The 12,764-nt window shown below is 70.4% G+C and carries 8 protein-coding genes; 3 read left to right on the forward strand and 5 right to left on the reverse strand.

Features of this window, described 5'->3' with window-relative positions:
- Positions 1–231: 231 nt before the first annotated feature.
- The 3 genes from ACSQ2B_RS11155 (at position 232) to ACSQ2B_RS11165 (ending at position 3,777) form a co-directional block, all read left to right on the forward strand.
- Positions 232–1,062, forward strand: a complete 831-nt coding sequence (locus tag ACSQ2B_RS11155; RefSeq protein ID WP_436049853.1) for a TauD/TfdA dioxygenase family protein — start codon at positions 232–234, stop codon at positions 1,060–1,062.
- Between the two features lie 141 nt (positions 1,063–1,203).
- Positions 1,204–2,913, forward strand: a complete 1,710-nt coding sequence (locus ACSQ2B_RS11160; protein ID WP_436049854.1) for a class I adenylate-forming enzyme family protein — start codon at positions 1,204–1,206, stop codon at positions 2,911–2,913.
- A gap of 123 nt (positions 2,914–3,036) precedes the next feature.
- Complete coding sequence (locus ACSQ2B_RS11165; protein ID WP_436049855.1) at positions 3,037–3,777, forward strand: SDR family oxidoreductase; 741 nt, start codon at positions 3,037–3,039, stop codon at positions 3,775–3,777.
- A gap of 28 nt (positions 3,778–3,805) precedes the next feature.
- Here the strand turns inward: ACSQ2B_RS11165 and ACSQ2B_RS11170 are convergent, their stop codons facing one another.
- The 5 genes from ACSQ2B_RS11170 to ACSQ2B_RS11190 all read right to left on the reverse strand — a co-directional run bounded on the left by ACSQ2B_RS11170 (position 3,806) and on the right by ACSQ2B_RS11190 (position 12,675).
- On the reverse strand, positions 3,806–5,242 hold the full coding sequence (locus ACSQ2B_RS11170; protein ID WP_436049856.1) for an efflux transporter outer membrane subunit: 1,437 nt from the start codon (positions 5,240–5,242) through the stop codon (positions 3,806–3,808).
- Positions 5,239–8,439 carry an efflux RND transporter permease subunit gene (locus ACSQ2B_RS11175; RefSeq protein WP_436049857.1) on the reverse strand — a complete coding sequence of 1,067 codons (3,201 nt, stop codon included), beginning with the start codon at positions 8,437–8,439 and terminating at the stop codon, positions 5,239–5,241. Before ACSQ2B_RS11175 ends, ACSQ2B_RS11170 begins: the two co-directional genes overlap by 4 nt.
- A gap of 6 nt (positions 8,440–8,445) precedes the next feature.
- A complete protein-coding gene (locus tag ACSQ2B_RS11180) occupies positions 8,446–9,639 on the reverse strand; it encodes an efflux RND transporter periplasmic adaptor subunit (protein WP_436049859.1) in 1,194 nt (397 codons plus the stop codon).
- 355 nt (positions 9,640–9,994) lie between these two features.
- Positions 9,995–11,263, reverse strand: a complete 1,269-nt coding sequence (locus ACSQ2B_RS11185; RefSeq protein ID WP_436049861.1) for an ATP-grasp domain-containing protein — start codon at positions 11,261–11,263, stop codon at positions 9,995–9,997.
- Complete coding sequence (locus tag ACSQ2B_RS11190) at positions 11,239–12,675, reverse strand: pyridoxal phosphate-dependent decarboxylase family protein (RefSeq protein ID WP_436049862.1); 1,437 nt, start codon at positions 12,673–12,675, stop codon at positions 11,239–11,241. Before ACSQ2B_RS11190 ends, ACSQ2B_RS11185 begins: the two co-directional genes overlap by 25 nt.
- Positions 12,676–12,764 lie beyond the last annotated feature (89 nt).

Genomic DNA, 12,764 nt, shown 5'->3' on the forward strand with positions numbered 1-12,764 from the left:
ACGCGCCGAACGCGCGGCAAGACCCGACTGAACTTCGAACGGCGGTCAGCCGCGAGGCCGCATGGCTCAGGCCGCGCTTCCGCCACAACGTGCGATTATGTGCGCACTCGCCCGAAATCGGTTCAACTACTGACGGCAGTTAACTTCCGCCTCCGATTTTGGCCGCTATATAGAACCGTAGAGCGCCCGCACGCGGACCGCCTCACGCCTTCAAGGAATTCAGAGACGACAATGGACGCACAGATCAAAAAGCTCCCGGCGGTGAATCTGACGCCGCTCACCGGCTCGGAGGTCAAGGCCACCCCCGATGACCTGACGAGCGGCGCGCACGGCGCCGAGCTTCGGGCCCTCCTCGAAGCCCGCGGCGTCCTGATCTTCCGCAACATCGACCTGTCGGACGAGCAGCAGCTGGCCTTTTCCGAGACGCTCGGCACGGTGGTCCGGCACGGCGATCGCTCGCCGATCCAGAAGATCACCCTCGACCCGAACGTCGACATGGCCGCCGAGTACCTGAAGGGCTCGCTGTTCTGGCACATCGACGGCGCCACCGAAGGCACGCCCAACCTCGCGGCCACCCTGGGCGCCCGGCGCCTGCCGCCGTCCGGCGAGGGCGACACCGAATTCGCCAACACCTACGCCGCCTGGGACGCCCTGCCGGAAGACGAGAAGAAGGCGATCGAGAAGCTGCGGGTGGTGCACAGCTTCGAGGCCGCTCAGAGCGTGGTCTATCCGCAGCCGAGCTATGAGCAGGTGTTGGCTTACCAACAGCATGGACGCCGCTCCCAGCCGCTCGTCTGGACCCACCGCTCGGGCCGCAAGTCCCTGGTTCTCGGCTGCACGGCCTCGCACATCGAGGGCATGGCGCCTGAGGAAAGCAGCCTGCTCCTGGCCAAGCTGCTGAGCTGGTCGACCCAGCCGCAGTTCGTCTATCGCCATAAGTGGCAACCGGGCGACCTGCTGATCTGGGACAACACCGGCACGATGCACCGGGTCCAGCCCTACGATCCGGCCGAACGGCTGATGCACCGCACCACGCTGGCGGGCGAAGAAGCCATCGCCTAGGACGGGCGGCGGCCGCGTCCGCGCGACCGCACCCTCCGAAGAGATTTGGGCGGCGCCCGCGCGCCGCCCCTGCTTTCGATGGACGGACCGGGGGGCCTGGACCCTCCGGGGCCGCGATCCACGCCGCTTGAGGCCCCAACCATGCAGACCCCGTCACTCTCGATCGCTCACGGGATCCCGCTCAGTGACGAGCCCGGCCTCGGCGCCCTCACCCTCCCCGGCTACCTGCGTGAGGTGACGGACCGTTACGCCGAGCGCGAAGCCCTGGTCATGCGTCATCCCGCCACGAAGGGGGCCGACGGGACGGTGGACCGCTGGAGCTACGCCGAGCTGTGGGACCGGGCCATGGGCGTCGCCCGCGCCCTGGTCGCCTGCGGAGTCGGCAAGGGCGAACGCGTCGGGGTCATGATGACCAACCGGCCGGAGTGGATCTCATCGGTGTTCGGCGTGACCCTGGCGGGCGGGGTGGCCGCAACCATCTCGACCTTCTCCACGCCGGCGGAGCTCGAATACCTGCTGCAGGTCTCGGGCGTTTCCATCCTGCTGCTGGAAGGCCAGGTCCTGAAGAAGGACTTCGCGGCCATCGTCAGCGAGCTGGAGCCGCAGCTCGCTCAGGCTCGGCCGGGCGAGCTGGCCTCGCGCAAGTTTCCCTACCTGCGGCGCGTAGCCGTCATCGGCGAAGGCGCCGGCGGCGCGATCGAGACCTGGTCCGAGTTCCTGGCGCACGGCGAGGCGGTCGATCCTGACCTGGTCCAGTCGCGGGCCGATGCGCTGAAGCCCGCCGACCCCGGCCTGCTGTTCTTTTCCTCCGGCTCCACCGGCAAGCCCAAGGGGATCCTTTCGGCGCACCGGGGCGTCGCCATCCAGTGCTGGCGCTGGCGGCGCATGTGGGCCCTGGGCGACGACGTCCGCTGCTGGAGCGCCAACGGCTTCTTCTGGTCCGGCAACTTCGGCATGGCCCTGGGCGCGACCCTCTCGGCGGGCGGCAGCCTGGTGCTGCAACCGACCTTCGAGCCGGTCGAGGCCCTGCGGCTGATGGAGCTCGAGCGCGTCACCTTCCCGGTCGCCTGGCCGCACCAGTGGGCGCAGCTCGAGGCGGCGTCGAACTGGTCGACGACGGACCTGTCGAAGATGATCTACGTCGACCCCAAGACGCCGATGGGGCGACATCCCACGGTCGCCACCGACTGGGACGAGCCGCTGCGCCAGTACGGCAACACCGAGACCTTCACCATCGTCACCGGCTTTCCCTCGGGCACGCCGGCCGAGACGATCGGAGACAGCTTCGGCGGGGTCCTGCCGGGCAATACGATCAAGATCGTCGATCCGCTCACCGGCGAGACGACGCCCCTGGGCCAGCGCGGCGAGATCGCGGTCAAGGGCCCGACCCTGATGCTGGGCTATATCGGCATCCCGCTCGACGAGACCCTGGACGGCGAAGGCTTCTTGCGCAGCGGCGACGGCGGCTGGCTCGACGCGACCGGCCGGCTGTTCTGGGAAGGCCGGCTGAACGACATCATCAAGACCGGCGGGGCCAACGTCTCGCCCGTCGAGGTGGACGAGGCGCTCGCCGCCTACCCGGGCGTCAAGCTGACCCGCACCGTCGGCGTGCCGCACGAGACCCTGGGCGAGATCGTCGTCGCCTGCGTCGTACCCCACGAGGGCGCGGCTCTGCAGGAAGCCGCGCTGCGCGATTTCCTCAAGGAGAGCCTGGCCAGCTACAAGGTCCCGCGCCGCGTGCTGTTCCTGCGCGAGGACGACCTCTCCCTGACCGGCAGCGCCAAGGTGAAGACCAGCGAGCTGCGCGAGTTCGCCGCCAAACGGCTCGCCGACGAAGCGGCCAGCGCCTGACGCCCGACCGATTGGCCCTGCCTATCGGCCCCAGAGCGAATCCGGATTTGCGCGCGGCGCGGCGCCGGGTCTAACCCGGAGGCAGAGCCCGCCCTCGAGCGGCGGGAGAACTCGGGAGGCGCGATGTCCAGGCTTGCGGGAAAGGTGGCCCTGGTCACCGGGTCGGGGCGCGGGATGGGACGGGTGATCGCCCTGCGGCTGGCCGAGGAGGGCGCGGCGGTGGTGATCAACTACGCCGCCAGCCGCCAGGGCGCCGAAGAGGTGGTGGAGACCATCCGCAAGGCCGGCGGCCAGGCGGTCGCCTATCAGGCGGACATCACCAAGCGCGCCGAGGTGGCCCGGCTCTTCGAGGACATCGACCGCGAGCCCGGCCGGCTCGACATCGTCGTCAACAGCGCGGGCGTCAGCGGCGGTGCGCCGCTCGCCGGCATGAGTGACGAGCACATCGACCAGCTGTTCGGCATCAACCTTTTGGCCCCGCTCTATGTCGCCAGCGAAGCGGCCAAGCGGCTGGGCGAAGGCGGGCGGATCGTCAACATCGGCTCCAGCCTGGCGCAGTTCCCGATCGCCGGGGCCAGCGTCTACGCCGCGGCCAAGTCAGGCCTGAAGGCCTTCACCGAGGTCTGGGCAAAGGAGCTGGGCCCCAAGGGGGTCACGGTCAACACCGTGGTTCCCGGAGCCACCGCGCCGGGCATGGCGGAGCGCACGCCGCCCGCCTACCGCGAATTCTACGAGAAGGCCTCGCCCTTCGGCCGCATCGGCCGGGCCGAGGAAATCGCCGCCGTCGTCGCCTTCCTCTGCTCCCCCGAAGCGAGCTGGGTGTCCGGCGCCCACATCCTGGCCAACGGCGCGGCGAACGCCTGACGTTCCAAGGGGCGTCAGCCGAACGCGGCTACCGCGTCGGCAAGGGCTTCGTCTCGATCGCCGGCGCCTCTTCCCAGCCGCCGCCGAGGGCCTTGAACAGGCTGATCTGGGCGGAGGCGCGATCGGCCTGGGCCTGGGCGAGCGCCGCGCGGGTCGTCGCCCGGTCACGCTCGGCGTCCAGCAGTTGCAGGAAGCTGTCGGATCCGGCCCGGAAGCGCAGGTCGGACAGCTCCGCCGCCCGCTCGCTCGCCGTCGCGGCGCGGCTCAGCGCAGCCTCCTTCTCGGCCGCGCCGCCCAGCCGCGCGAGCGCCTGTTCGGTCTCCTGCAGGGCGAGCAGGACGGTCCCGTCGAACGCCGCCAGGGACGCCTGGGCCGTCGCCTGGCTCTCGCGCACCCGCGCCCGGGCCGCGCCATTGAACGGGAAGTTCCAGCTGATCAGCGGCCCCACCGAATAGGTGAAGGACTGGTCCCGGCCGAGATCGGCGAGCTTCGGCGCGCCGAGCGTCACCGATCCGGCCAGGGTGATGCTCGGATAGAGTTGCGCGGTGGCGACGCCGATCCTCGCGACATCCGCCGCCAGCGTTCGCTCCGCGCCCCGCACGTCGGGCCGACGCGCCAAGAGGGCCCGGCCGTCGCCCACCGGGATCGGCAGCCTGGCCGCGGGCGGCGCCGTGCACCGTTCGGCTGCGGCGTCCACCGCCGCCGGCGGATCGCCGGTCAGTACGGCGAGCGCATAGAGGGCGGCCCGACGCTCGGCCTCGAAACTGGGGACCTGGGCGCGCGCCTGTTGGTACAGCACCTGGGCCTGGGCGAAGTCGCGTTCGCTGCTGCGGCCGCCGCGGAACATCCGGTCGGTGAGGTCGAGCGTGCGCGCCTGCAGCTCCGCCGTCTGCCGCGCCACGGCGGCCTGGGCGGCGAAGGAACAGGCGTCGACGTAGGCGCGGGCCGTCTCCGCCGCGACCGAGACCCGCGCAGCGTCGACCTCGGCCTGAGCCGCCCGGTAGTCGGCGCGGGCGGCCTGGACCGAGCGGGTGACGCCGCCGAACAGGTCGACCTCGTAGGCGGCGTCGAAGCCCGCGCTGTAGAAGTCAGTGGTCACCGGGCTCGCGCCCAGGCCCGGGCTGACGCGTTCGTGGGCGGCCTGCGCGCTCGCCTCGCTGGTCGGCGCCCGCCCGGCCCGCGCCTCGGAGAGCGCGGCGCGCGCCCGCTGCAGGTTGGCCGCGGCCTGACGCAGGTCGGTGTTGTGGGCCAGCGCCTTCTCCACCAGCCGATCGAGGTCGGCGTCGTCGAACAGCCGCCACCAGCGCGGCGGCAGCGGCGAAGGCGAGACGCTCGCCACCTCCGCTTCGCGCAGCTTGAGCGCCGCCTCCGGCAAGGCGGCCGGCGCGCGGTAGGTCGGGCCGACGGCGCAGGCCGCCAGCGCCGCGCTTGCGAGCGCCGCGGTCAGCAGCGCCGGGTGTCTCATGTCGACGGCTCGACGGCCGGAGGCTCGATCGACGGAGGCTCGATGGGCGGAGGCGCGCGCCGCCGCCTCAGCTTGGCCGTCGTCCAGTCGCCGAAATTGCGGCTGATGACATAGAAGGCCGGCGTGAAGAGCAGGCCGAACAGGGTCACGCCGATCATGCCGAAGAAGACGGCGACGCCCAGCGCCTGGCGCATTTCCGATCCCGGGCTGTTGCTGATCACCAGCGGCAGGGTGCCGAGGATGAAGGCGATCGAGGTCATCAGGATCGGCCGCAGGCGGGTCGCCGCGGCGTGGCGCGCAGCCTCGCGCCGCTCCTGGCCCTGCTCCTCGTTCTGCTTGGCGAACTCGATGATCAGGATCGCATTCTTCGCCGCCAGCCCGATCAGAACGACCAGACCGACCTGGGTCAGGATGTTGTTGTCGAGCCGCATGATGTTGACGCCGAGGATCGCGGCCAGCAGGCACATCGGCACGATCAGGATCACCGCCAATGGCAGGACGATGCTCTCGTATTGGGCCGCAAGCAGCAGGAAGACGAAGACCACGGCGAGACCGAAGGCGAGCGCGCCGGTCGCGCCGGCCTGCTTCTGCTGGAAGGCGAGCTCGGTCCAGTCGAACGCGAAGCCCTGGGGAAGAATCTCCGCCGCCAGGCGCTCCATCGCCTTAAGGGACTGGCCGCTCGAATAGCCGGGCGCCGTGTCCCCCTGCAGCTCGGCCGCCGGGTAGAGATTGTAGCGCACAACCCGATAGGGGCCGCTCTCGTTGCGCAGGGTCATCACCGAGGCCAGCGGCACCATCGCGCCGGAATCCGATCGCGTGCGCAGCCTGCCGACGTCCGAGACGGCGTCGCGATAGGGCGCGTCGGCCTGGGCCGTCACCCGAAAAGTCCGCCCAAGGAAGTTGAAATCGTTGATGTAGCTGGAGCCGAGATAGGTGCTGAGCGCCGAGAAAACGCCCTCGACCGGGACGCCCAGCTGCTCGGCGCGCTCCCGGTCGATGTCTGCGAACAGGCGCGGCGTCTTGGTGTTGAAGGTGGTGAAGACGCTGCTCAGCCCCTCGGTCTGGTTGGCCTTCGCCGCCATGCCGGAGGTGACGGTCTCCAGCGCCTTCAGACCGGCCCCGGAGCGGTCCTCGATCATCATCTTGTAGCCGCCGCCGGTGCCGATGCCGCGCACCGGCGGCGGCGCGATCACCAGGATGGCGCCGGCGGTGATCGCGCCCAGCTCGGCGCGCAACTGGTTGGCGACCACGTCGGCCTTCGCCCGATCCTGTTTGGGCTTGAGGGCGACGAACATGGCCGCCGCATTGGGCGCATTGGTCAGGGTCGCGCCGTCGAGACCGGCGAAGGCCACGGTCGACTCGGCTCCGGGGTTGCGCAGCGCGATGGCCTGCGCCTGGCGCAGCACCTCGGTGGTCCGCTGCAGCGATGCGCCCGGCGGCATCTGCACCGCGCCGATCAGATAGCCCTGATCCTGCGCGGGGATGAAGCCGGTGGGGGTGGCTGTGAAGCGCCAACCGGCCAGGCCGATCAGGCAGGCATAGGCGACGCCGACGACGACAAGCGCCCGCACCGCCCGCGCCGTATAGCGGCCGTAGCCCGCGGAGAGCCGATCGAATCCGCGGTTGAAGCCGCGCGCGAAACGGGCCGGCGCGCCGCGCCAGCCGGACGCCGGCTCCTGCGCATGTTTCGGCTTCAGCACCAGAGCGGCCATAGCCGGCGACAGGGTGAGCGAGACGAAGGCGGAGATCGCCGTCGCGCTCATGATGGTCAGCGCGAACTGCTTGTAGAACTGGCCGGAGATGCCGGGGATCAGGCTGGTCGGCAGGAAGACGCCGATCAGCACCAGGGCGATGGCGATCAAGGCGCCGGAGACCTCGTCCATCGTCCGGTGCGCGGCCTCCCGCGCGCTCAGCCCCTCCTGCTCCATCAGCCGCTCGACGTTCTCGACGACGACGATGGCGTCGTCCACGACGATGCCGATGGCCAGCACCATGCCGAACAGCGACAGGTTGTTGAGGCTGAAGCCGAACACCGCCAGCGTGGCGAAGGTGCCGATCAGCGAAACCGGAATGGCGATGATCGGGATGATCGCCGCGCGCCAGCTCTGCAGGAAGAGGATCACCACCAGGGCGACGAGCAGCACCGCCTCGAACAGGGTGTGCTCCACCGCCTCGATGGAGGCGGCGATATATTCGGTCGGATTGTAGGGGACGCGGTAGGCGACCCCCGACGGGAAGCTCTTCGCCGCGTCGTCGAGCTCCTTGCGCACCGCCTCGGCCGTGCTCAGCGCATTGGAGCCCGGCAACTGGGTGATCGCCATGGCGACTGTCGGCTTGCCGCTCAGGAAGGCGTTGACGCTGTAGTCCTGCGCGCCGAGCTCCACCCGTGCGAGGTCGCGCAGATGGATCACCCGCCCCTGGTCCAGGCGCTTGACGATGATGGCGCCGAACTCTTCGGGCGTCGTCAGCCGGCCCTTGGCCTGCAGGCTCAGCTGGAAGGCCGTCCCGCCCTGGTTGAACGGCGGCTGGCCGACCGCGCCGGCCGCGACCTGGGCGTTCTGCGCGCGCACCGCGGCGATGATCTCGCTCACCGTCAGGCCGAGCTCGGTGGCGCGGTCCGGATCGATCCACAGGCGCATGTTGTAGTCGCGGCCGCCGAACAGCCGCGCGCCGCCGACGCCCGGCACGCGGTTCAGCCGGTCGAGCAGCTGCAGGGTGGCGTAGTTGGAGAGGTATTGCTGCGGAACCGATCCGTCGGGCGAGATCAGGGTCGCCACCATCAGCAGGTCGGGCGAGTTCTTGCGCACCGTGACGCCGACCAGCCGCACCTCGTCGGGCAGGCGCGGCTCGGCGGTGGAGACGCGGTTCTGCACCAGGACCTGCGCCTGATCGACGTTGGTCCCCTGCCGGAAGGTGACGGTGATGGCGACATTGCCGTCGCCGGTCGACGAGGAGGACATGTAGATCATGTTCTCCACGCCGTTGATCGACTCCTCGAGCGGCGCGGCCACGGTCTGCGCCAGGGTCTCGGCCGACGCCCCCGGATAGGTGGCGGAGACGACCACCGTCGGCGGGGCGATTTCCGGATACTGGGCGACCGGCAGGGTCGGGTAGGCGATCACCCCGACCAGCACGATCAGGATCGACAGCACGGCTGCGAAGATCGGCCGGTTGATAAAGAAATGCGGGAAGCGCACCGCGGCCTACCGCGCCGTGGCTTCGAAGGCTTGCGGCGCCGTGAGCGGCGCAGACCCCGGCGAATCGTCCGCCGCGCGCGGCTCGATCTGCACCAGCCGCGCCCGCACCGCCGCGCCGGCCTGAAGGCGGGCGAGGCCGTCGAGCACCACCCGGTCCTGCGGCGTCAGCCCGGTCTTGATGACGCGGAGGCCCTCCACCAGCGGCCCCGTCTCCACGTTGCGCACCGCGACCTTGCTTTCCGGAGTGACGACGTAGACGAAGCGGCGGGTCTGGTCGGTGACGATCGCCTCGTCCGGCACCAGCATGGCGCGGTAGGAGCCGGAACCCAGCAGCCGGGCGCGACCGAACATGCCCGGCACCAGCAGGCCCTTCGGGTTGGCGACCGTGGCGTGGGCGCGGATCGTGCCCGAATTCGGGTCGATCGCATTGTCGACGAAGGCCATCCGCCCGTGCCAGCGATAGCCGCTCTCGTCGGCCAGCTGGATCTCGACCGGATTGGGCGCATAGCGGGACGAGGGTCGCTCGCCGCTCGCCGCCTGGCGGATATATTTGAGGTAGAAGCTCTCCGCCCCGTCGAAGCTGAACCAGATCGGGTCGACCGTCACGACGCGGGTGAGCAGGGTCTGGCCGGCGGTCACATAGTCGCCGATCGAGACCCGCTTGTCGGACACGCGCCCGGAGATCGGCGACCGAACGGTGGTGAACTCCAGGTCCAACGCACTCGACCGCGCCGCCGCGCGGGCGGCCTCGAGGTCGGCGTTGGCGCTGCGCTCGGCCGCCAGCTTCTGCTCATATTCCTCCTGGCTGACCGCCTTGACCTGCAGCAGGTCCTTGGCGCGGGCAAGTTCGGTGCGCGCATTGGCCAGCGTCGCCGCCGCGCGCGCGGCCTGGGCCTGGGCCTGGGCGAGCGCGGCGCGATACGGCCGCGGGTCGATCTCGAACAGGAACTGCCCGCTCTTGACCTCGACGCCCTCGCGGAAGGCGATGCGCGTGATCTGGCCGGAAACGCGCGGCCGGACCTGAGTGTCCTGGATCGCCTCGAACCGGCCGACATAGTCGTCCCAGTCGATGACGTCGCGCTGTAGCGGAAGCGCGGCGGCGACCGTCTGTGGCGGCGGCGGCGGCGCGTGTTTTTTCGCTCCGCAAGCTGCGGTTGAGAGGGCGATCAGCATCGCCAGGAATAGCCGGCTCTCTCTCATCCCGGCGCTTACCGAATAGCGGCGACGCCCTTCTGTCCACCTTCGGTTTGCAGACTTGGCGAAAGAAATCGCAAATGAAGCGAATGCTCCTCCTGACGTCCTGGCGCGGCCAGCGGGCGATCAGGCGCGTCCGGGCGTCCGGCCTGCCGCATAGGCGCTATCATAAGCTGCCGGCGCGTCCCCTTCCCCCAACCGTCATTCCCGGCCTTGTGCCGGGAACCCATGCACACGCAGAGCTGGAGGACCGTCCTGCGCCTTCGACGTTCATGGGTGGCCGGGACGGGGCCCGGCCATGACGGAAGGTGGGACGTCGTCCCCGACCTCCGTCGCAGCCCTTAAGTGAGCGCCTATGCGGCTAAGCCCGCGCTGTGGCCGCCTCGTGCAGGCAGCGGACAAAGGCGTCGAACAGCTTGCGCATCGCCGGCTTCTTGTAGGGAAACAGGTCTTCGGGATCCATGGCGTGGACGATCATCGCCACGTCAGCTTCGAACACCAGCAGCCGCCCGTCGGGAGTCTCGGCGCAGTCGATGCCGAAATAGTCCAGCGGATAGGCCTCGCAGAGGTCGCCGAAGGCCTCGGCGTGGCGGGCGGCGAAGCCCTGGTCGAAGGTCGCCATCATCGCCGCCTCCTCCGCCCGCTTGGCTTCGCTCTCGTTCATGTGGGCGTTGAGATAGTGCACCATCCAGTGCTCGGAGATCGCCATGTGGGCGATGAACGGCCGGCCCTGGATGAAGACGACCCGCAGCTTGCGGAACAGTCCGTCCGCGCCGCTGTAGTCGTGGAAGGCGGTGAGGTAGAACTCCGGCGCCTCCTGCTCCGTCAGATAGGGCGCGAGGTCGGCGGCGGTCGACAGCTTCTCCATCCCCTGGCCGGCGTGGGTGCCGACCGGGCGGATGATGATCGGCCAGGCCAGCCCCTCGGCGACGCCGGAGAGGTCGAGGTCGCCGATCGCCAGGCCAAACGCCGTCTCGCGCGAGACCCGCCGCACCGTCGGGCAGAGCACCCGCCGATGGCCGACGAAACGCTCCGCGACCCCGTCGCGCGTCAGGCCGGCGATCACCTGCGGCCGGGCGTTGAGCACCGGCCGCGGCCACTGGGCCAAGGCGTCCTCCAGCCGGGCGAGCAGCGGCGCGGCCTCCTCGGACTCCCCGATCGCCAGGAAGGCCAGGTCGTGGTCCGGCATGTCCTGCGGCGAGGGGGGCCCGGCGATATAGCAGTTGATCTGCTCGACGCTGGACTCCTCCAGCAGGAAGTCGAGCGGCGTGTTGGCGGTGAAGTCGCCCCGCGTCATGAAGGTCAGGAGCCGCAGCGTCGGCTGGCCCGCGACGGGCCGGCGGTAGAGCGGCTGATCGGCGACCGCGGCGGCCTGGACCTCCAGCCCCTTGTCGCGGTTTCCCACCGCGAGCAGCAGGGTCGACAGGTCGAGGTAGGCGGCGGAATCGGCGGCGTCGGCGGTCGCCCGCGCCACCAGCTGCTCCCAGACCGCCTGCAGCTGCTCGGGATCGCCGGCGAGGCGCGACAGGGCGGCGAGGCCCAGGCTGTCGGCCGGCGCCGGCGACGCGGCCAGGGGGACATCCGCAGGCGAGATATTCGCGGGCGCTAAGCTGCTGGCCGATGACGACATTTACGCCCTATTTCCAAAGTGGCTTCGACCAGCGCCTCGATGTCGCGCTGTTCCGTGCGGTGGTTGACGATGGCGGCGCGGATCACGGCATGGCCGCCGACCCGCGCCAGGGAGGGAGCGACCACGCCGCCCTCGTGCAGGCGCATGACGATCTCCGGGTTCAGCTCGGCCGCGTCGCGAAAGCGGAAGCAGACCACGTTGAGCGCGACCGGCGCGACCAGCTGCAGATCGGGCTCGGCCTCGATCCGCTGCGCCAGCGCGCGCGCCAGCTCGCAGGTCCGTTCGATCACCCCGCCGAGCGCGGCGGCGCCATAGGTCTTGAGGGTGAACCAGGTCTTCAGCGCCCGGAAGCCGCGCGACAGGTCCGGACCGTAGTCGCAGGGCCACCAGTCGCCCGCGGCTAGGCCGCGCTCGGCCCGTTGCAGATAGGAGGCGTCGGCGGCGAAGGTCGCCCGGTGCAGCTCGGCGTCGCGGACCAGCAGGAACCCCGCGTCGTAAGGGGCCTGGCCCCACTTGTGCCAGTCGAGGGCGATGGAGTCCGCGCGCTCGATCCCGGCCAGGCGCGGGGCGATCGACGGCGCCAGCACGCCCAGTCCGCCCAGGGCGCCGTCGACATGGAAATGCAGGTCTTCGGCGGCGGCGATGTCCGCGAGCCCCGCCAGGTCGTCGATGGCGCCGACGTCCACCGTGCCGGCGGACCCCACCACCAGGAAAGGGGTGAAGCCCGCCGCGCGATCGGCGGCGATCGCCGCGCGCAGGGTGGAAAGGTCGATCTGCTGGGCTTCGTCGAAGGCCACCAGCCGCAGGGCGCCCGTCCCCAGCCCCGCCATGTCCATCGCCCGGCCGAGGCAGCCGTGGACCGCGGCCGAGGCATAGGCGATCAGCCGCATGCCGTCGCCGGCGAGGCCTTTCGCCCGCACCGCCGGACCGAGCGCGCGCCGGCGCGCGATCAGGACCGCCAGGAAGTTGGCCTGGGACGCGCCCGTCAGGAAGAGGCCGCTGGCCGTGGCGGGAAGACCGAACATCTCCCGGGCCCAGCCGACCACCTGCTGCTCGACCTCCAGGGCCATGTGGTCGCGGCCGCCGAGGTTGGAATTCATGCCCGCGGCGAGCATCTCGGCCAGCATGCCGACGACCGTGCCGCCGCCCTGCACCCAGCCCATGAAGCCGGGATGGGCGTTTCCGCTCGAGTAGGGCAGGACCGTGTCGCGGAAGACCTGGTGGACGTCTGCGAGGTCGCTCGGCGCCTGGGGCAAGGCCTCGCGGAAGGTCTCGCGCAGCGTCTGCGGCGGCGCGCGCCACACCGGCTGTCGGCGCAGGCTCTCGAGATGATCGAACATGTCGTCCAGCATCCTGTGGCCCTGGGCGCGAACGCCGGTCCAGTCCTCGGGATCGAGTGAGTGCTGCGTCATGTTCTCAAGAATTGGAATCAACGCCGCCGTCGGCGGCGTCGGGGGGACGGTCGCAGCCCACCGTTTTCGACTGGTTAACGAAATCAGCT

The sequence above is a fragment of the Phenylobacterium sp. LjRoot225 genome (assembly GCF_964252855.1).
Classification (GTDB): Bacteria; Pseudomonadota; Alphaproteobacteria; order Caulobacterales; family Caulobacteraceae; genus Phenylobacterium.

Bases quoted from the DNA above. Each gene is read 5' to 3' on its own strand.
- ACSQ2B_RS11170 (WP_436049856.1), bottom strand. From the start codon at position 5,242: ATGAGACACCCGGCGCTGCTGACCGCGGCGCTCGCAAGCGCGGCGCTG.
- ACSQ2B_RS11160 (WP_436049854.1), top strand. From the start codon at position 1,204: ATGCAGACCCCGTCACTCTCGATCGCTCACGGGATCCCGCTCAGTGAC.
- ACSQ2B_RS11190 (WP_436049862.1), bottom strand. From the start codon at position 12,675: ATGACGCAGCACTCACTCGATCCCGAGGACTGGACCGGCGTTCGCGCC.
- ACSQ2B_RS11155 (WP_436049853.1), top strand. From the start codon at position 232: ATGGACGCACAGATCAAAAAGCTCCCGGCGGTGAATCTGACGCCGCTC.
- ACSQ2B_RS11165 (WP_436049855.1), top strand. From the start codon at position 3,037: ATGTCCAGGCTTGCGGGAAAGGTGGCCCTGGTCACCGGGTCGGGGCGC.
- ACSQ2B_RS11185 (WP_436049861.1), bottom strand. From the start codon at position 11,263: ATGTCGTCATCGGCCAGCAGCTTAGCGCCCGCGAATATCTCGCCTGCG.
- ACSQ2B_RS11180 (WP_436049859.1), bottom strand. From the start codon at position 9,639: ATGAGAGAGAGCCGGCTATTCCTGGCGATGCTGATCGCCCTCTCAACC.